Annotated in this window: 17 protein-coding genes, 2 rRNA genes, 1 pseudogene and 1 riboswitch (1 of these 21 only partly in view); of the genes and pseudogenes, 4 read left to right on the top strand and 16 right to left on the bottom strand. The window is 38.9% G+C overall.

Annotated elements, in window-relative coordinates; genetic code table 11:
* Positions 1 to 4: 4 nt before the first annotated feature.
* On the bottom strand, positions 5 to 2,239 hold the full coding sequence (gene pcrA, locus QUF93_RS04160; protein WP_289375206.1) for a DNA helicase PcrA: 2,235 nt from the start codon (positions 2,237 to 2,239) through the stop codon (positions 5 to 7).
* 12 nt (positions 2,240 to 2,251) lie between these two features.
* A complete protein-coding gene (gene pcrB, locus QUF93_RS04155; protein ID WP_289357941.1) occupies positions 2,252 to 2,941 on the bottom strand; it encodes a heptaprenylglyceryl phosphate synthase in 690 nt (229 codons plus the stop codon).
* Between the two features lie 338 nt (positions 2,942 to 3,279).
* On the opposite strand from pcrB, the gene QUF93_RS04150 reads away from it, so the two are divergent.
* The 3 genes from QUF93_RS04150 to QUF93_RS04140 all read left to right on the top strand — a co-directional run bounded on the left by QUF93_RS04150 (position 3,280) and on the right by QUF93_RS04140 (position 4,904).
* Complete coding sequence (locus tag QUF93_RS04150; RefSeq protein ID WP_289357940.1) at positions 3,280 to 3,657, top strand: YgaP family membrane protein; 378 nt, start codon at positions 3,280 to 3,282, stop codon at positions 3,655 to 3,657.
* 220 nt (positions 3,658 to 3,877) lie between these two features.
* Positions 3,878 to 4,723: an SPFH domain-containing protein gene (locus QUF93_RS04145; protein WP_289357939.1), complete on the top strand. Its 846-nt coding sequence runs from the start codon at positions 3,878 to 3,880 to the stop codon at positions 4,721 to 4,723.
* Between the two features lie 16 nt (positions 4,724 to 4,739).
* Positions 4,740 to 4,904: a type II toxin-antitoxin system antitoxin gene (locus tag QUF93_RS04140; RefSeq protein WP_001085171.1), complete on the top strand. Its 165-nt coding sequence runs from the start codon at positions 4,740 to 4,742 to the stop codon at positions 4,902 to 4,904.
* Between the two features lie 36 nt (positions 4,905 to 4,940).
* On the opposite strand, the gene purD is transcribed toward QUF93_RS04140, so the two are convergent.
* The 12 genes from purD to purE all read right to left on the bottom strand — a co-directional run bounded on the left by purD (position 4,941) and on the right by purE (position 17,994).
* Positions 4,941 to 6,212 (bottom strand): phosphoribosylamine--glycine ligase, encoded by a 1,272-nt coding sequence (gene purD, locus QUF93_RS04135; protein WP_289357938.1) that lies wholly within the window; start codon positions 6,210 to 6,212, stop codon positions 4,941 to 4,943.
* Between the two features lie 221 nt (positions 6,213 to 6,433).
* Positions 6,434 to 7,969 carry a bifunctional phosphoribosylaminoimidazolecarboxamide formyltransferase/IMP cyclohydrolase gene (purH, locus tag QUF93_RS04130; RefSeq protein WP_289357937.1) on the bottom strand — a complete coding sequence of 512 codons (1,536 nt, stop codon included), beginning with the start codon at positions 7,967 to 7,969 and terminating at the stop codon, positions 6,434 to 6,436.
* A 24-nt stretch (positions 7,970 to 7,993) separates the two neighbouring features.
* Entirely contained in the window at positions 7,994 to 8,581 is a 588-nt protein-coding gene (purN, locus tag QUF93_RS04125) for a phosphoribosylglycinamide formyltransferase (RefSeq protein WP_289357936.1), read from the bottom strand.
* Entirely contained in the window at positions 8,578 to 9,618 is a 1,041-nt protein-coding gene (gene purM / locus QUF93_RS04120) for a phosphoribosylformylglycinamidine cyclo-ligase (protein ID WP_289357935.1), read from the bottom strand. The genes purN and purM overlap by 4 nt, the downstream gene beginning before the upstream one ends.
* 100 nt (positions 9,619 to 9,718) lie before the next feature.
* Entirely contained in the window at positions 9,719 to 11,134 is a 1,416-nt protein-coding gene (gene purF, locus QUF93_RS04115; RefSeq protein WP_088057349.1) for an amidophosphoribosyltransferase, read from the bottom strand.
* The gene (gene purL / locus QUF93_RS04110) at positions 11,119 to 13,338 is read right to left on the bottom strand and encodes a phosphoribosylformylglycinamidine synthase II (protein WP_289357934.1); all 2,220 of its coding nucleotides are present in this window, start codon (positions 13,336 to 13,338) and stop codon (positions 11,119 to 11,121) included. Before purL ends, purF begins: the two co-directional genes overlap by 16 nt.
* Positions 13,322 to 14,005: a phosphoribosylformylglycinamidine synthase subunit PurQ gene (gene purQ, locus QUF93_RS04105; RefSeq protein WP_002159503.1), complete on the bottom strand. Its 684-nt coding sequence runs from the start codon at positions 14,003 to 14,005 to the stop codon at positions 13,322 to 13,324. Before purQ ends, purL begins: the two co-directional genes overlap by 17 nt.
* Complete coding sequence (purS, locus tag QUF93_RS04100; RefSeq protein WP_000278823.1) at positions 14,002 to 14,256, bottom strand: phosphoribosylformylglycinamidine synthase subunit PurS; 255 nt, start codon at positions 14,254 to 14,256, stop codon at positions 14,002 to 14,004. Before purS ends, purQ begins: the two co-directional genes overlap by 4 nt.
* The gene (gene purC, locus QUF93_RS04095; RefSeq protein ID WP_001170543.1) at positions 14,249 to 14,968 is read right to left on the bottom strand and encodes a phosphoribosylaminoimidazolesuccinocarboxamide synthase; all 720 of its coding nucleotides are present in this window, start codon (positions 14,966 to 14,968) and stop codon (positions 14,249 to 14,251) included. The genes purS and purC overlap by 8 nt, the downstream gene beginning before the upstream one ends.
* An 88-nt stretch (positions 14,969 to 15,056) precedes the next feature.
* Positions 15,057 to 16,364, bottom strand: coding sequence for an adenylosuccinate lyase (gene purB / locus QUF93_RS04090; protein ID WP_002115582.1), 1,308 nt, complete (start codon positions 16,362 to 16,364; stop codon positions 15,057 to 15,059).
* Positions 16,361 to 17,512, bottom strand: coding sequence for a 5-(carboxyamino)imidazole ribonucleotide synthase (gene purK / locus QUF93_RS04085; RefSeq protein ID WP_289357933.1), 1,152 nt, complete (start codon positions 17,510 to 17,512; stop codon positions 16,361 to 16,363). The genes purB and purK overlap by 4 nt, the downstream gene beginning before the upstream one ends.
* On the bottom strand, positions 17,509 to 17,994 hold the full coding sequence (purE, locus tag QUF93_RS04080; RefSeq protein ID WP_002010008.1) for a 5-(carboxyamino)imidazole ribonucleotide mutase: 486 nt from the start codon (positions 17,992 to 17,994) through the stop codon (positions 17,509 to 17,511). Before purE ends, purK begins: the two co-directional genes overlap by 4 nt.
* A 110-nt stretch (positions 17,995 to 18,104) precedes the next feature.
* A riboswitch (purine riboswitch) is annotated at positions 18,105 to 18,206 on the bottom strand.
* A gap of 282 nt (positions 18,207 to 18,488) precedes the next feature.
* On the opposite strand from purE, the pseudogene QUF93_RS04075 reads away from it, so the two are divergent.
* A pseudogene (locus QUF93_RS04075) lies at positions 18,489 to 18,703 on the top strand (hypothetical protein).
* Between the two features lie 43 nt (positions 18,704 to 18,746).
* Here the strand turns inward: QUF93_RS04075 and rrf are convergent.
* Positions 18,747 to 18,862, bottom strand: a 5S ribosomal RNA gene (rrf, locus tag QUF93_RS04070).
* Positions 18,863 to 18,911: 49 nt separating this feature from the next.
* A 23S ribosomal RNA gene (locus QUF93_RS04065) occupies positions 18,912 to 20,540 on the bottom strand; it runs 1,293 nt beyond the window's last position.

Here is a 20,540-nt window from a genome sequence, read left to right as displayed (position 1 = left end):
TTTCCTATTGTTTCGTCACAGGTGCAAATTTTGCTAATAAACGTTTAACACCAATTGGGCTTGGGAACGCAATATCTAATTCTTTTGCATCACCTTCACCTTTAACACTTACAACTGTACCAACTCCCCACTTCTGATGAGAAGCTTTATCGCCTACTGCCCAGCCAATTTGCTCTCCACCTGTCGTCTTAACAGCCGGACGCACGAAAGCTGAACGAGAACGTGTTGTCGTTGCGCTTGTTGTCGTTCTTCCTTTTGTACCAAATGAAGTTTCACGCTTCGGCGCTGTTTCGTTTAATGGTTCCACTAATTCTGCCGGAATTTCTGTAATAAATCGAGATGCTGCATTCATACTCGTTCTACCAAATAAAGTACGCATTTGCGCATTGGATAAGTATAACTCTTCTTCCGCACGAGTAATACCTACATAAGCAAGACGACGCTCTTCTTGCATTTCATCTTCTTCCATAAGAGAACGCGTATGCGGGAATATCCCTTCCTCTAAACCAACGATAAAGACAACAGGGAACTCTAATCCTTTTGCTGAGTGCATCGTCATTAAAATAACTTCCTCACCTGCAGTTGGATCTTCATCTACACGATCAATATCAGTAACAAGTGCTAAGTCTGTTAAGAATGCAACAAGGCTCTTATCTTCACTTTGAGATTCGAATGTTTGCGTAACAGATAAAAACTCATCTAAGTTTTCTAAACGGCCTTCTGCTTCTAAAGAGCGCTCATTTTTCAACATCTCGCGATAGCCTGTTTTTTCAATTACTTCTTCTACTAGTTCTGTAACAGATAAATACTCTTGCATATTTACCCAATTGTGTAATAAACTTGCGAATTCTTTTACTGCCTTTGTTATTTTTGCACTTACACCAACATGCTCAATCTCATCAAATACTGCAGTTAATGAAATTCCGTTTTGCACACCATAATTAATGATTTTATCGATAGAAGTAGCACCAATCCCACGTTTTGGCATGTTAATAATACGTGCAAAACTAATCTCATCATCTGGATTCCCAATTAAACGTAAGTACGCTAAAATGTCTTTAATCTCTTTACGATCGTAGAACTTCGTACCGCCGACAATTTTGTAAGGAATATTGGATTTCAGGAAAATCTCCTCGACCATACGAGACTGGGCATTCGTACGATATAATACTGCAAAATCAGTATATTTTCGCTTCCCCATTTGAATATCGTCACGAATTTTTTTCGCAACAAAATACGCTTCGTCCTTTTCGGTTGCAGCACGATAATACGAGATTTTGCTCCCAATTTGATTGTCTGTCCATAATTTCTTCGGTTTACGGTTTGAATTCTTTTCAATTACAGCATTAGCTGCATTTAAAATATTTTGTGATGAACGATAGTTTTGTTCTAACAGAATAACTTGTGCATTCTCATAGTCTTTTTCAAATGACAAAATGTTAGAAATGTCAGCACCACGCCAGCGATAAATAGACTGATCTGAGTCACCTACAACGCAAAGATTTTTAAAACGCGCTGCCAAATGTTTAACAAGAAGGTACTGGGCTTTGTTCGTATCTTGATACTCATCAACATGAATATATTGGAATTTGCGCTGATAAAACTCTAGCACTTCTGGAACGCGCTCAAATAGCTGAATCGTTGTCATAATTAAATCATCAAAGTCTAATGAATTATTTTTCAAAAGACGTTTTTGATATTCTGTATATACATCGCTCGTTAATTTTTCATATGGATCAGCCATTGTAATTTTTTTTGCATATTTATCTGCAGATAACAGTTCATTTTTCGCATTACTAATACCCGCTAAAATAGAGCGCGGCTCAAACTTCTTCGGGTCAATATTGCGCTCTTTCATAATTTTTTTTACTACAGTTAACTGATCACCTGCATCTAAAATCGTAAAGTTACGATTAATCCCAATGCGGTCAATATCACGTCGTAAAATACGTACACACATAGAGTGGAACGTAGAAATCCAAATATCTTCTGCCTCTGGTCCAACAAGTCTATCAATACGCTCACGCATTTCACGAGCAGCTTTATTTGTAAAAGTAATTGCTAGTACATTCCATGGTGCCACACCTTTTTCACCAAGTAAATACGCAATACGGTGTGTTAACACTCGTGTTTTACCACTACCTGCGCCTGCCATTAATAGAAGTGGTCCGCTCGTTGTTTGTACTGCTTTTTGTTGCTGTGGATTTAGTCCATTTAATAACTTATCTGTCATACTCATATGCGCCTGCACCTACTCTCCTTTTACTGCTTTAACTGTTTTTAATGCCGATTTTATATCATCATAAATAACATTTCCAACAACTACTGTATCAGCGTACTGTGCCATTTCTTTCGCTTGTTCTGCATTAGAAATACCACCGCCATAATATAGCTTAGCTTGTTTCAATTGTGCTTTTACATTTTTAACAAGTTCAATATCTCCATACGTCCCGCTATATTCTAAATAAAATATAGGTAAATGTAATAGCTTGTCTGCTAAACGTGCATATGCAATAACGTCATCTTCTGTTAAATTACATTTTGCATCTGTAAGCTGGGCTACTTTCGCTTCTGGATTTAAAACACAATATCCTTCCATGAAAATTTCGTCCCAGTCCATAATATCCCCAAATTCTTTCAATGCCTCATGATGAACCCCTGTTACCCATTCTACTTTTCGGCTATTTAAAACGCTTGGGATGTAATAAAAATCAAATCCTGGTGTAATTGCTTCCACATCAGAAACCTCTAACACACAAGGAACTGCATATCTACGAATGCTAACTAGCATGTGTAATACATTATCAATTGTTACACCATCACTTCCGCCTACAATAACAGCATCTGTTCCAGACTCACAAATCATTTCTAAATGTTCATCGCTTAACTCCTTATTTGGATCAAGCTTAAATACATGTTTCCACCCGGAAATATCGTACATGAAAACACCCTTTCTTTTCTCTATTTATATATACTTCTGTTCAAAATAACAGTTTATTTTTATCAGGATTTTTTAACTTCATCTTAAATATTTGTTTAAAGCGGAGAATTAAGTTTGGAATTCCCTCTTCCATATTTTTTCAAACTGGAGGATTTAATTTTGAACTTCCTTTTATGCATTCTTTCATTATAACAAAAAAAGCTACTTACACACACGCCCATTCCAACATCTTTTTTAACGTCAAATGTTGGATTACATATCATCAAAAGCACACGGGATACTAATAAAAGAAATAGTATTTGCTATTTCGAAGTTCATCAAAAAGGAGTGTTTTTCTAATGAAGCAAAACATCGGTACAATCAATGCTCTAATTCGAATTACACTCGGACTTATCCTCTTCGGCTGTAGTACAGCTAAACTCGTACGCAAACCGTGGTGCACTTGGTCTAAAGTTTTACTATGGATTGGTGCAATGAAAATTGCAGAGGGGATTGTTCGTTTCTGCCCTATTGCTGAAGTATGTAAATTTGGAAAATTCATGAGTATGGGCGCAGTTAAAATGCCTAGCATGAATTTTGCTGAAAAAGGACATGCTAAAGAAGAAGTGAATCAAACTTCCAATCATGACAAACCACAGTCAAATGGAAGTTATGACGCTTCTGACAAAGAGATTGAGTCAGCGATTGAAGATATAATCCTGGCAAAACCGCTTTGAATCATTTGTCACGATGCAAGATGCTCTCAAAGGGACTTAGCTGCTGCAGTGGGCGGTTAAGTCTTCTTTATTTTACCATAAAACAGAACGTATATTCTTATTTTTGACTCTAAAACGTACATAAAAGATATCAATAAATAAAATTCAGAAAATTAGGTTTAAACCCCTTGCTTAAAATGATATAAAAGTGATATCATTTTTATATCAGGGAGGCGATCATATGAAAGAAAAACAAGTTTTTTATGTAAATGGTTTTCTCGGTATTATTGGAATTTTAGTTTTAGCCGCTATCGGTGTATTTTGCCTTGTACAAGAAATGTTTGTAATAGCTATTTTAGCTCTCATATTAGCATCGGTTTTAGCTACAGGTATCGGTATCGTTCAACCGAATCAAGCGAAAGTCATTACGTTCTTCGGTAATTATTTAGGAACAATTCGTCAAAACGGTTTATTTTTAACAATTCCATTCGCATTCCGTCAAACTGTATCGTTACGTGTTGAAAACTTTAACAGTAAGAAATTAAAAGTAAACGATGTTGAGGGAAATCCAATTGAAATTGCAGCCGTTATCGTATATAAAGTTGTTGATTCTGCAAAAGCAATGTTTGGTGTTGAGCATTACGATCGATTCGTAGAAATTCAAAGCGAAACGGCAATCCGCCACGTTGCAACAAAATATCCTTATGATAATTTCCAAGATGAAACTTGTATCACGCTACGAGGAAATACTGAAGAAATCTCTGAAGAATTAAAGCGTGAGTTAGAAGAACGTCTTGAAATCGCTGGCGTAGAAGTATTAGAAACTCGTTTAACACATTTGGCTTACGCAACAGAAATTGCCCATGCAATGCTTCAACGTCAACAAGCAAAAGCAGTATTAGCTGCTAGAAAAGAGATTGTTGAAGGTGCTGTGAAGATGGCAAAAGATTCAATCCATATGTTAGACGAAGAAGGCGTACTGGAACTCGATGACGAGCGTAAAGCAAATATGGTAAACAACTTATTAGTTGCCATCGTGTCAGATAAAGGTGCGCAACCAGTTATTAATACAGGAAGCCTATACTAAAAGGTTGTAAATAATTATGGCTAAAAAGAAAAGCTTTCCATTACGTATTGATCCTGAATTACACGCAGTCATCGAAAAATGGGCGAATGATGAGTTTCGTAGCGTCAATGCACACATCGAGTATTTACTTCGAGAAATGGCAAAGCAAAAAGGAAAATTGAAAAAAGATAAAGATGCATAAAAATCCCGCTGAGAAATCAGCGGGATTTTTTACATATTAACTTCTCGTCATCTCATGCCCAATTGCACGATATCCTATATCACTTCGATAAAATAGACCATCACTCTCAATTTTATCGATTTCTTTATACACTTTATCCTTCGCTTCTTGTAAACTATTTGCCTTGCAAGCAACAAATAATACACGGCCACCATTTGTTACAAAGTCACCATGTTTCATCGCCGTACCCGCATGGAAAACAATCACATCTTGCAATGCATCTAATCCGTTAATAATTTCACCTTTTTTATATGCTTCTGGATATCCTTTCGAAGCAAGTACGACACCAATAACTGCTTCCTTTGACCATTGTAACGTTAATTCACTTTCATCTAATACAGCGTTACATACATCAACTAAATCATTTTCTAAGCGTGGTAATACAACTTCCGTTTCAGGATCGCCAAAGCGTGCATTAAATTCAATTACCTTTGGACCGTCATTTGTTAAAATAAGCCCTGCATATAAAATACCTGTAAACGAACGATTTTCTTGGATCATCGCTTTAGCAGTTGGATGTAATACCGTTTTTATCGCCTCTTCAACTGCTGATTCCGGAATTTGTGGTACTGGAGAATATGCGCCCATTCCACCTGTATTAGGGCCTTTATCGCCATCAAAAGCTCGTTTATGATCTTGAGCAATTACCATTGGATGTACAGTTGTTCCATTTACAAATGCCATTAATGAAAATTCTTGTCCATCTAAAAACTCCTCAATAACGACCTTCTTGCTTGCTGCGCCAAATTTCACATCTTGTAGCATTTCTTTCACAGCTTGCAATGCCTCTTCAAGCGTCATTGCTACCGTTACACCTTTACCAGCAGCTAACCCATCTGCCTTAATTACGATCGGTGCACCAACTTTTTGAATGTACTTTACTGCCTCTTCATAGTCTGTAAAAGTTTCATATGCCGCAGTTGGAATATCATACTTTTTCATCAATTCTTTCGTAAAAGCTTTACTACCTTCAATAACAGCAGCCGCTTTATTAGGCCCAAATACACGAAGTCCCTCTTCCTTAAAGCGATCAACGATTCCGTTCATAAGTGGAATTTCTGGTCCAACGAAAGTTAAGCCTACATTGTTTTCTTTTGCAAATAAGACTAATGCATCAAAATCATTTTCATCAATATCAACTGGTGTTGCAACGTCTCGCATGCCTTCATTACCTGGCGCTACATATACTTTTTCTACCTTTTCAGATTGTGCAAACTTCCAAGCTAAAGCATGTTCACGTCCACCACGGCCAATTACTAAAACATTCATATTTCATCCCCCAATAATTAAATAAGTACAAACTAGAAGCTATGCTCCTAGTTTGTTTTCATATCAATGTAAGTTTAAAAAGGAGGATCAAGAGAACCTTCGCATGTCGTCGTTGCATAGCCAGTGCGGTACTCATGTAGGAAAACTACACTCCGTGTCCTCCTGGCGAATGCGCCTCGAACTGCTCGGTTCTCTTGACTGAACTTTTTAAACACCCTCTATTAATGTTTAAAATGACGTACGCCAGTGAACACCATCGTAATCCCATACTTATCTGCCACTTTAATAGAATCCTCATCACGGATCGATCCGCCTGGTTGAATGATTGCTGTAATACCAGCTTTTGCTGCTTCTTCTACTGTATCTGGCATTGGGAAGAAAGCATCAGATGCAAGTGCGCTGCCTTGTGCTTTTTCGCCAGCTTGTGTAATTGCGATTTTTGCAGAACCTACACGGTTCATCTGTCCCGCACCTACACCAACTGTCATGTTATCATTCGCTAAAACAATTGCATTTGATTTCACATGTTTTACAACTTTCCAAGCTAGTTTTAAATCGTTCCACTCTTGTTCTGACGGTTCACGTTTCGTTGGAATTGAAATTGCGTCCTCATCTAATGATAACGTATCTTCCTCCTGAACGAGAAGACCGCCTTGTACAGAAGTTAGTTTTTTGCTTGCACTTGTTGCTTTTTCAATATTTACAGTTAGTATGCGTAAGTTCTTCTTACTTTGCAACACTTCTAAAGCTTCTTGCGAGAACGAAGGAGCGATAACAATTTCTAAGAAAATTTCATGTAACTTTTCAGCTGTAGCTTTATCAATTTCACGATTCGCTGCAATAATACCGCCGAAGATTGATACTGGATCAGCTTCATAAGCACGTGTGTATGCTTCATGAATATCAGTTCCTACTCCAACACCACATGGATTCATATGTTTTACCGCTACTACTGCCGGTTCTGTAAATTCTTTCACGATGCTAAGCGCTGCATCCGCATCGTTGATATTGTTATAAGATAATTCTTTGCCGTGTAATTGTTCTGCGTATGCAACAGAAGAAGTTGCTGCGAATGGCGCTTTATAGAACGTTGCTTTTTGATGCGGATTTTCGCCATAGCGTAAATCTTGTTTTTTCTCGAATGTCACCGTTAATGTTTCTGGGCTTTCTTCGCCCATTTGCTCTGTTAAGTAGTTAGAAATTAACGCATCATATGCCGCTGTATGGCGGAATACTTTCGCTGCTAATTTTCGTTTCTTTTCTTCTTTTACTTCACCGTTCTCTTTTAGTTCTGCTAATACAACATCATAATCTACTGGATCTACAATTACTGATACAAATTTATGATTTTTCGCAGCAGAGCGAATCATTGTTGGGCCACCGATATCAATATTTTCAATTGCATCAGCAAATGTTACATCAGGCTTAGCGATTGTTTCTTTAAACGGATATAAGTTTACAACAACAAAATCAATTGCTTGAATGCCTAGTTCATTCATTTGCGCTACATGCGTTTCATTATCACGAACTGCTAATAGGCCACCATGAATACTTGGATGTAATGTTTTTACACGGCCATCCATAATTTCTGGGAAACCTGTTACTTCAGAAATACCAATTACTTGTAAGCCGTTCTCTTCTAGTAATTTTTTCGTACCACCTGTTGAAATAACTTCGATCCCTTGTTCTAGTAAACCTTTAACAAATTCTACTACTCCTGTTTTATCTGAAACACTTACTAATGCACGCTTTTTCATTTATCCTTCACCCCTGGTTGTATGTTAGTTAACAGTTGTTTCTTTCGCAGACTGAACAATTTGATTCACTGTATTTACGTATAATTTATGTTCAACTTGTTGAATTTTCTTTTGTAAGCTTTCTCTCGTATCCCCTTCAGAAACAACTACTGCTTCTTGTGCAATAATTGGACCTGTATCCATACCTGCATCTACATAATGAATTGTTACTCCAGTTACTTTCACACCTGCTTCTAACGCTTGACCGACAGCATCTTTACCTGGAAAACTCGGTAGCAGTGATGGGTGAATATTAATAATCTTCCCGCCGTATGCTTCTAGTAAAGTCGGCCCAATTAAACGCATATATCCAGCTAAAATAACATAATCAATTTCATACTCTTCTAGCCTTTTTAATATCTCTTTTTCAAATGCTTCTTTTGATTCATATGCTTTTGCTGAAAAGGCGAAACACGGAATATGATGATAATGTGCCCGTCCAATAACGCGCGCCTCTGGTTTATCACATACTAATAGACTAATATCTGCATCCAATCTTTTTTCTTCTACTGCATTAATGAGAGATTGAAAGTTAGATCCGCTTCCAGAAGCAAAAACTGCTAATCTACTCATAGTTCTGTGCCCCCGTTAAAGGTAACACCAGTACCTTGTACAGTACGTCCAATAATACGAGCTGTTTCTCCTTGCTCTTCAAGAAGAAGAACAACATCTTTTGCATCTTCTTCCTTCACCGCTACTACCATACCAATACCCATGTTAAAAATATTGAACATTTCTTTCTCTTCTAGTTTCCCAACTTCTTGAAGTAAATTGAAGATCGGCTGAATTTCCCAAGCTCCTAGTTCAATCTCAGCACCGATTCCTTCTGGCAACATACGTGGGATATTTTCAATAAATCCACCGCCTGTAATATGTGCCATACCGTATACTTCATGTTTCTTCAATAGTTCTAAAATAGGTTTGACATAAATTTTCGTTGGTTTTAATAATTCTTCACCAAGAGGTAGTTCTAAGCGTCCGTAAATACGATCTAAAGATAGTTCTCCATCTTCTAGTAATACTTTTCGTACTAAAGAATAACCGTTACTATGAATACCGCTAGATGCTAAGCCAATTAATACGTGACCAGCTTCAATTTTTTCACCTGTTACAATTTTCTTTTTATCAACAATTCCAACTGTAAAACCAGCTAAATCGTATTCTTCCGTAGAATACATTCCTGGCATTTCAGCTGTTTCTCCACCAATTAATGCACAACCAGCTTGGCGACAGCCCTCTGATATACCTTTGACGATGTTTTCAATTTTACTAGGTTCAGCTTTACCACAAGCAATATAATCAAGGAAGAAAAGCGGCTCTGCTCCTTGGACAACAATATCATTTACGCACATTGCTACTGCATCAATACCAATTGTGTCATGTTTATCTGCCATAAAAGCGAGCATCAATTTCGTTCCCACGCCATCTGTTCCAGATACTAATACAGGTTCTTCTAATGCAAATTTTGATAGATCAAACATACCTCCAAAACCGCCTAAACCGCCTAGTACTTCTTTTCTCATTGTTGTTTGTACGTGTTTTTTCATGCGAGATACCGCTTCATATCCAGCTTCAATATCTACTCCTGCTTGCTTATATGCATTCGCCATCGTTTTTTACACCTCGTCTTTTAATTTCTCCCCATCCAGGGCGGCCGTTTTAAGAAAGAAGCTAGCTTCTACATCAAAAGAAGTAGAAGCTTTTTTCTTCTTATTTCATACTTTCTAAAAGCTCTTGCTCATAATCATAAAGAGCTGTTGGATAATCTCCATTGAAGTAAGCCATACATAGACCACCATATTTCCCTTCATATGGACGTCCAATTGCATCTACTAATCCATCTTCACTTAAAAATGTTAAAGAATCTGCTCCGATGATTTGACGGATTTCTTCTATTGAATTATTTGCCGCGATTAATTCTTTTCTCGTTTGAATATCAATGCCATAGAAGCATGGATACTTAAGAGGTGGTGAAGCAATTCTTACATGGACTTCTGTCGCTCCAGCCTCGCGAAGCATACGAACAATTCGTTTACTTGTCGTACCTCTTACGATAGAATCGTCAATCATAACAACTCGTTTTCCTTCAACTACGCCTCTTACTGCTGAAAGCTTCATCTTAACCCCTTGCTCACGCAGTTCTTGAGAAGGTTGAATAAATGTACGTCCAACGTAACGATTTTTAATTAATCCTAACTCATACGGAATTCCTGTCGCCTCCGCATAACCAATTGCTGCTGAAATACTAGAGTCTGGTACACCAGTAACAACATCAGCTTCAATAGGAGCTTCCGCCGCTAAACGTTTCCCCATGTTTTTACGTGCTGCATGAACATTAATACCAGCGATATTAGAATCTGGACGTGCAAAGTAAATGTATTCCATACTGCAAATCGCATGGTCTACTTCATTTGTAAAACGATCTACGTGAATTCCCTCATCATTGATAATAAGCAATTCACCAGGTTCTACATCACGAATGTATGTTGCACCAACTACATCGAAAGCACATGTTTCCGATGCTACAACGTAAGCATCCCCCATCTTTCCAATTGAAAGAGGACGGAATCCATTTGGATCTAGCGCAACGATCATTTCATTTCCAGTTAGTAAAAGATATGCAAACGCACCTTTCACTTTATTTAGAGCCTCTTTTACACTATCAATTAAAGAATCTTTTGTACTACGTTTAATGAGGTGTAAAAGTACTTCTGTATCTGAACTTGTTTGAAAAATACTTCCCTCTGCCTCTAATTCACGACGAAGCATTTTTGCGTTAATTAAATTTCCGTTATGAGCTAACGCCATGCTATGATCGGAAAAACGGAATAATAATGGTTGAACGTTAGCAACTTCACTTCCACCAGCTGTTGCATATCGTACGTGTCCAATTGCTGATTTTCCGTTTAATCCCTCTAGCTCACCTCTTGAAAACACTTCTGATATTAAACCTAACCCCTTGTGACCGACGATCTTTTCCCCATTATTTACAACAATGCCTGCGCCCTCTTGCCCACGGTGCTGTAAACTGTGCAATCCGTAGTACGAAACTTGTGCTGCATTTTCATGCCCCCAAATTCCAAAAACGCCACATTCTTCATTTAACCCCTTTATTTCAGCAAGCATGGGATTGCCCCTTTCCAAGCCTTTCTCATCTCATCTACATTTGCTGTAAGTAATACTTCATTTTCTTCATTATGAATTGTTACTTCATTTGTATTTGTCACTTCTCCAACTTGAATTGCTTCTACCACTTTCTCAAACGCTTCTTTATTTTCACGTTTTACAGTTATAACGAAGCGAGATTGTGATTCCGCAAATAATACTGCTGTTGCTTCTCCGTCTAATTTCACAGTAGCACCTAAACCGTTAGCACCAATTGCACTTTCTGAAATTGCAACTGCTAAACCACCTTCAGCAACATCATGTGCAGATTGAATAAGGCCAGCTTGGATTGCTTCTAGTACTTGTTTTTGGCGTTTTAATTCTACATCTAGATCGATACTTGGTGATTGACCGAAAATTTTACCGTGAATCATTTTCTGTAATTCACTTCCACCAAACTCAGCTTTCGTCTCTCCGATTACATAAACTAAATCGCCAGCTTGTTTAAATTCTTGTGTTGTTACGTGTTTTAAATCATGTACAAGGCCGACCATCCCAACAGTTGGTGTTGGATATACAGCTTCGCCACTACGTTCGTTATACATTGATACATTTCCGCCAATAACTGGCGTTTGTAATGTGCGACAAGCTTCACTCATACCGTCTACTGATTTTTCAATTTGCCAGAAGATCTCTGGTTTTTCTGGATTACCAAAGTTTAAGCAATCTGTAATTGCAAGTGGCTCCCCGCCAGAACATACGATATTACGTGCTGCCTCTGCTACTGCAATTTTACCGCCCATTTCTGGATCTAGATAAATGTAACGAGAATTACAATCCGTCGTCATTGCTAATCCTTTTTCTGTACCGCGTACACGTACAACCGCTGCATCTGAACCTGGTGTAACAACTGTGCTTGTGCGTACTTGATAATCATATTGATCATATACCCACTCTTTACTTGCAATCGTCGGTTGTTGTAGTAAAGCGAATAACGTTTCTTTATAATCTTCTACTTTTGGTGTTTCCATTTTCATCTGCTGGAATTCAGCAAAGTATGCTGCTTCTTTTGATGGTTTGTAATAAATTGGCGCTTCTTCTGCAAGAGCATCTGCTGGAACTTCAGCTACCTTCACACCTTTATGGAATAAACGAAGCATTTTGTCTTCTGTTACTTTCCCCATCGTAACCGCTGCAAGACCATACTTCTCAAATAAATCTACTATTTCTTGCTCTCTACCTTTTTTCACAACAATTAACATACGCTCTTGTGATTCAGATAGCATCATTTCATATGGTGTCATTCCTGTTTCACGCTGTGGCACATCATCTAAGTACATTTCAATACCCATTCCTGCTTTACTTGCCATTTCTGCAGAAGATGATGTTAAACCAGCTGCACCCATATCTTGAATTCCAACAAGTGCATCAGATTGAATCAATTCTAAACATGCTTCGATAAGAAGCTTCTCCATAAATGGATCTCCTACTTGAACTGCTGGACGCTTCGCTTCTGAACTTTCAGATAGCTCTTCAGATGCGAATGTTGCACCGTGAATACCATCACGACCAGTTGATGCTCCTACGTACATTACTGTATTGCCAGCACCGTGCGCTTGACCTTTTTTAATATCTTCGTGGTTAATTAAACCTACGCACATTGCATTTACAAGTGGATTTCCTTCGTAACATGGATCAAATTGTACTTCTCCGCCAACGGTAGGAATACCGATGCAGTTACCGTATCCTGCGATTCCTGCTACTACTTCTTCGAATAAATATTTCACACGTGGTGATTGTAATTCACCGAAACGAAGTGAGTTTAATAGAGCTACTGGACGTGCTCCCATAGAGAATACGTCACGAATAATACCACCAACGCCTGTTGCTGCGCCTTGATATGGTTCAATAGCTGAAGGGTGATTATGGCTTTCCATTTTAAATACAACCGCTTGATTATCACCGATATCTACAATTCCAGCGCCTTCCCCAGGTCCTTGCAGAACGCGCTCACCTGTCGTTGGGAACTTGCGAAGAACTGGTTTTGAATTTTTATAACTACAATGTTCAGACCACATTACAGAGAATAATCCTGTTTCTGTATAATTTGGCAGACGTCCTAGAATCTTTTCAACCATGGCAAACTCTTCGTCTGTTAGCCCCATTTCCGCATATATACGCTCTTCTTTAATTTGTGTTGGATTTGGCTCAAGCATTAACGACATATGTTTCCCTCCACTGTTTTAAGATAGATTGAAAGACTTTTAACCCTTCAGCACCGCCAAGTAATTCATCTACAGCACGCTCTGGATGTGGCATCATGCCAAGGACATTCCCTTTTTCATTTACAATACCTGCAATATCTGAAACGCTTCCATTCGGATTTTCTACGTAACGGAATGCGATTTGATTATTCTCTTCTAATTGTTTAAGAGTCGCTTCATCACAATAGTAATTCCCTTCACCATGTGCAATTGGAATATTAATCACTTCATCTTTTTCATATTGTGATGTAAACATCGTTTCATTATTTTCAACACGTAACTGAACAGTGCGGCACATAAATTTTAAGTTTTCGTTTCTCATTAACGCTCCTGGTAGTAATCCTGATTCAACAAGAATCTGGAATCCATTACACACACCTAAAATCGGCTTTCCTTGCTCAGCAGCTTTTTGCACTGCTTTCATTGCATTAGCAAAGCGAGAAATAGCACCGCAGCGTAAGTAGTCACCGTAAGAGAATCCACCTGGTAATAGAATTGCATCATATTCATCTAAATTCTCTGTATCGTGCCAAACGTAATCTACTTCTTCGCCAAGCTCATCTTTAATTGCATGGAACATATCAACATCACAGTTCGAACCTGGAAATACTATTACTGCAAATTTCACTGTGCGACAACCTCCTCAACCTCATAACGGAAGTCTTCCATTACAACGTTCGCTAGTAACTTTTCACACATTTCTTTTACCTTGCTATCTAGATCAGATACTGATTTATCAATTGTTAATTCCATATACTTTCCGATTCGAACATCTTGTACTTCTGTGAACGAAAGACTATGAAGCGCACCTTTCACTGCTGTTCCTTGTGGATCTAATACGCTTTCTCTTAACGTTACATATACCTTAACTTTATACATGTGAAATTCCCCCTAAACGTTTTAAAATCTCTTCATATGCTTCTGTTAAATTTCCAAGATCACGACGGAATACGTCTTTATCAAACTTTTCATTGCTCGTTTCATCCCATAAACGGCAAGTATCCGGTGAAATTTCATCCGCTAAAATGATTTCTCCTTCATCTGTTACACCAAACTCTAATTTAAAATCTACTAATCTTACACGACAGCTTGCGAAATGATCAATCAACACTTGATTGATTTGTAGAGCCATATCTCGTAATACGCTTACTTGCTCTGGTGATGCAACGTTTAATACACGAATATGATCTTCCGTTACAAGCGGATCTCCTAAATCATCATCTTTGAAGTAAAATTCTACGATTGGTTCTGCAAGTACAGTTCCCTCTTCCATTCCTAAACGTTTTGAAAGGCTTCCTGCAATTACATTTCTTGTGACAACTTCTAGAGGAATAATACTCACTTTTTTAACAAGTTGCTCTGTTTCAGATAACTTCTCAACAAAATGTGTTTTAATTCCTACTTCTTGTAACTTTCTGAACAATAAAGTTGTAATCTCATTGTTCAAACGACCTTTTCCTGTAATCGTCTCTTTTTTCTCCCCATTGAAAGCAGTCGCACTATCTTTGTACTCTACCCAAACCATATCTGCTGATTCTGTACGATAAATTCTTTTTGCCTTACCTTCATACAGCAATTCTAGCTTTTGCATTTCGCAAGCCCCCTGTAGTTTGAAAAATGTGAATAATATTTTTATAAAGAATGGCACAGAATGACTCTATTCTGTGCCATATGAAATTTTACGCTTCGTTTAATCCAAGGCGTTCAAAGATTGTATCAACGTGTTGCATATGATGTTCATAATTAAAGCATTCGTTAATTTCTTCTTGCGTTAACTTACTTGTAATACGCTCATCAGCTTCTACAAGCTCTTTAAATTGTACTTGTGTTTCCCAAGCTTCCATTGCTTTAGGCTGTACGATATCATAAGCTTCTTCACGCACCAGACCTTTGTCAATTAGTGTAAGCATTACACGCTGAGAGTAAATTAAGCCGTATGTTCTTGTCATATTGCGTTTCATATTCTCTGGGAATACAGTTAAGTTTTTAACGATATTACCAAAACGATTTAACATGTAATTTAACGCGATTGTAGCATCTGGTAAAATTACGCGTTCTGCAGAAGAGTGAGAGATATCACGCTCATGCCATAACGGAACATTCTCGTAAGCTGTCATCATATAACCGCGGATAACACGAGCTAAACCAGTCATATTTTCAGATCCAATTGGATTACGTTTATGCGGCATTGCAGAAGAACCTTTTTGTCCTTTTGCGAAAGCCTCTTCAACTTCACGTGTTTCACTCTTTTGTAAACCACGAATCTCAACTGCCATCTTTTCAACAGATGTTGCGATTAGTGCAAGTGTTGACATGTAATGTGCATGGCGATCACGTTGTAATGTTTGTGTTGAAATTGGTGCTGCTTCTAATCCTAAGTTTTCACAAACAAATTTTTCTACGAATGGATCAATATTTGCATATGTACCAACCGCACCAGATAGTTTACCAACGCGAACTGTATCAGCAGCTTGTTTGAAACGCTCTACGTTACGTTTCATTTCTTCATACCAAAGACCAAGTTTTAAACCAAATGTTGTTGGTTCTGCATGTACACCGTGTGTTCTTCCCATCATAATCGTGTATTTATGCTCTTTCGCTTTATTAGCTAAAATGCTAACAAAGTTTTCTAAGTCTTTTAATAAGATTTCATTTGCTTGTTTTAAGATGTAAGATAACGCTGTATCTACTACGTCTGTAGATGTTAAACCGTAATGAACCCATTTACGTTCCTCACCTAATGCTGGTGTTTCTGATACAGCACGAGTGAATGCTACTACATCATGACGTGTTTCTTTTTCGATCTCATAAATGCGCTCAATATCGAATGATGCATGTTCACGAATTTTTTTAACATCTTCTTTTGGAATATCGCCAAGCTCAGCCCATGCTTCACAAGCTAAAATCTCAACTTCTAACCACGCTTTAAATTTGTTCTCTTCCGTCCAAATCGCACCCATTTCAGGGCGTGTATAACGACTAATCATCTTTTTCCCTCCAACAGTTGTTCTTGATGGTCCCAAATATGCAAACTCTTCGCTTTTTCTAGAGCGACTTCAATATTATCATTTAAAATATTAACATGCCCCATTTTTCGCTGCGCTTTTGCTTCTTCTTTTCCATACAAGTGTAAATAGCACCCGGTTAATCTATTCACTTGTCCTAGGACCCCTTCTATATGTTCGCCTAAAATGTTAACCATGACAACTGGTTTTAACAAATTTGTTTCTCCAAGAGGTAAATTACAGATTGCTCGAATATGTTGACCAAATTGACTCGTTTCACATGCATCCTGTGTATAGTGCCCTGAATTGTGAGGTCTTGGTGCTAATTCATTAATGTAAATCTCACCGTCAGCTGTAGCAAACATCTCTACCGCTAGTGTTCCCACAAGTTTCAATTCATCCGCAAGTACCTTTGCGTAAGCAATTGCTTTTTGAGAAAGATCTTCTGTAATGCGAGCTGGCACAATTGATTCATGCAAAATATTATTTACATGAATATTTTCTGCTACGGGAAATACTTTCGTTTCACCACTTACACTACGAGTTACAATAACTGATATTTCTTTTTCAAAAGGTACCCATTTTTCTAGAATGCACTCTGCTTTATTAGTAAGCTCTTTTGCTCTCACAACATCAGCTTCACTCTTTAAAACAACTTGCCCTTTACCATCGTATCCACCTGTCGTTGTTTTTAAGACAGAAGGGAAAGTTAACTCTTTAATTGATTCTGTAAGTTGATCTTGATTTTGAACCAATCTATACGATGCTACCGGTAACCCAGCTTTTTCAATTGCATTCTTTTCAGTAAAACGATTTTGCGTTTTATTTAATAACTGACTACCTTGTGGTAAATACGCATGTTTCTCAAGCCATTGTAAACATCTATAATCAATATTCTCAAATTCATATGTGACAACGTCGCTTATCTCTGCTAAATGCTGAATTGCTTTTAGATCATCATAAGATGCAACAATCTCAATATCAGCAACTTGTGCACATGGTGAATGCTTTGTAGGATCTAAAACAGCAATTTTATAACCCATCTCCTTAGCTGCCAGCGCCATCATTCTTCCAAGCTGGCCGCCTCCAATAATGCCGATTGTTTTTCCAGGTAAGATGATTCTCGTCATACTAGCTCACTACCTTCACGCACAGTTTTCTCAATAGCCTCTCGTCTCAACTCTAATGCATCATGTATGTCATCATGAAATGATCCAAGTATTTGTGCAGCCAGTAGTCCCGCATTTGTTGAACCAGCCTTACCAATTGCAACAGTTGCAACTGGAACCCCTCCTGGCATTTGGACAATGGATAATAACGAATCTAAGCCGTTTAACGCTTTTGATTGAACTGGGACACCGATTACAGGAAGATTTGTCTTCGCTGCAACCATTCCTGGTAAATGTGCTGCTCCACCAGCTCCAGCAATAATAACTTTTAATCCACGTTCACGAGCTGTTTCTGCATATTCAAACATATAATCCGGAGTCCGATGAGCGGATACAACTTTTTTCTCATACGGTATATTTAATTCATCTAAAATGTCACAAGCATATTTCATTGTTTCCCAGTCTGACGTGCTTCCCATTATGACTCCAACTAGTGATTTCATATTAGAATCCCCCCGATTCAAATAAAAAAAGCCTGAAATAGAACAGTTTCTCTTTTACTATGAGAGAAAGCGCTCTACTCAGGCATACATATCCCTTGTGAATAGAAAAATACCGAGTGACTTTCCCTCATAGTCTAACGAATAACGGTCGTTAGGTAGAGACTTGCAGGCCATATCCCCGCGATTATATGAGGTCTTATATATTATTGTTTCTATGGCTATATTAACAATATTCCATAAACAATGTCAATAAATAATCGAATGTTTTTTTATTAGCCATCGATAACGTTCGTGTTTTAGTTATATTCAAAAGAAGAATTGCAACTATATACAAGAAGGAAAGGGAATTAGAATATATATTTCTAGAGATCTATTTTACGTATAACTGTTTATATAGTACTTCAGTATGTTTTAATTAAAATATATACACTCTTGTGTTCTATACATCAATAGCACTTATATTATAACGATTTAATTTCTAAAGAGGAATAACCGTGAAAAAAATAACTGTGCTATTATCCTATTTACTTTTCTTTATCGCAGTAATTGCTGTAATTATTGAATACTTATTTATAGCATCTCATTTTTAGGATCATTCGGAAAATCAGGAGCACAAAAAATCATTGCCATTATTTTAAACTGCCTCTATTTCATTCTTTTTTCTTCTTTAGGATTATTAAATGTATGGATTTTAACATTCAGTAAATAAAAATAAACACAAAAAAACCTAAGTCGAAACGACTTAGGTTTTTGCTTGGCGACGTCCTACTCTCACAGGGACAAGGTCCCAACTACCATCGGCGCTAGAGAGCTTAACTTCCGTGTTCGGTATGGGAACGGGTGTGACCTCTCTGCCATCATCACCAAACTATGAAGGCATATTCCTTCAAAACTAGATAACATTTGCTTCATATTATATGGTTAAGTCCTCGATCTATTAGTATTCGTCAGCTCCACATGTCACCATGCTTCCACCTCGAACCTATCAACCTGATCATCTTTCAGGGATCTTACTAGCTTACGCTATGGGAAATCTCATCTTGAGGGGGGCTTCATGCTTAGATGCTTTCAGCACTTATCCCTTCCGCACATAGCTACCCAGCTATGCCCTTGGCAGAACAACTGGTACACCAGCGGTGCGTCCATCCCGGTCCTCTCGTACTAAGGACAGCTCCTCTCAAATTTCCTACGCCCACGACGGATAGGGACCGAACTGTCTCACGACGTTCTGAACCCAGCTCGCGTACCGCTTTAATGGGCGAACAGCCCAACCCTTGGGACCGACTACAGCCCCAGGATGCGATGAGCCGACATCGAGGTGCCAAACCTCCCCGTCGATGTGGACTCTTGGGGGAGATAAGCCTGTTATCCCCGGGGTAGCTTTTATCCGTTGAGCGATGGCCCTTCCATGCGGAACCACCGGATCACTAAGCCCGACTTTCGTCCCTGCTCGACTTGTAGGTCTCGCAGTCAAGCTCCCTTATGCCTTTGCACTCTACGAATGATTTCCAACCATTCTGAGGGAACCTTTGGGCGCCTCCGTTACACTTTAGGAGGCGACCGCCCCAGTCAAACTGCCCACCTGACACTGTCTCCCGGGTCGATAAGACCCGTAGGTTAGAATTTCAATACAGTCAGGGCGGTATCCCACCAGCGCCTCCACCGAAGCTAGCGCTCCGGTTTCAATGGCTCCCGCCTATCCTGTACAAACTGTACCAAAATTCAATATCAGGCTACAGTAAAGCTCCACGGGGTCTTTCCGTCCTGTCGCGGGTAACCTGCATCTTCACAGGTACTATAATTTCACCGAGTCTCTGGTTGAGACAGTGCCCAAATCGTTACACCTTTCGTGCGGGTCGGAACTTACCCGACAAGGAATTTCGCTACCTTAGGACCGTTATAGTTACGGCCGCCGTTTACTGGGGCTTCAGTTCAGAGCTTCGCTTACGCTAACCCCTCTCCTTAACCTTCCAGCACCGGGCAGGTGTCAGCCCCTATACTTCGCCTTACGGCTTCGCAGAGACCTGTGTTTTTGCTAAACAGTCGCTTGGGCCTATTCACTGCGGCTTTCCGTTAAGAAAGCACCCCTTCTCCCGAAGTTACGGGGTCATTTTGCCGAGTTCCTTAACCAGAGTTCTCTCGCACACCTTAGGATTCTCTCCTCGCCTACCTGTGTCGGTTTGCGGTACAGGCACCTTTTATCTCGCTAGAAGCTTTTCTTGGCAGCGGGGAATCAAAGACTTCGCTCCATAAGGAGCTTCCCCATCACAGCTCAGCCTTCACGATAAGCGGATTTGCCTACTTATCAGCCTAACTGCTTGGACGTGCACAACCAATCGCACGCTTCTTCTATCCTTCTGCGTCCCTCCATTGCTCAAACGATAAAGAGGTGGTACAGGAATATCAACCTGTTGTCCATCGCCTACGCCTGTCGGCCTCGGCTTAGGTCCTGACTAACCCTGAGCGGACGAGCCTTCCTCAGGAAACCTTAGGCATTCGGTGGACGGGATTCTCACCCGTCTTTCGCTACTCATACCGGCATTCTC

Source organism: Bacillus hominis, from assembly GCF_030348325.1.
Taxonomy (GTDB): Bacteria; Bacillota; Bacilli; order Bacillales; family Bacillaceae_G; genus Bacillus_A; species Bacillus_A hominis.
This window is presented reverse-complemented; position numbering and strand designations above follow the sequence as displayed.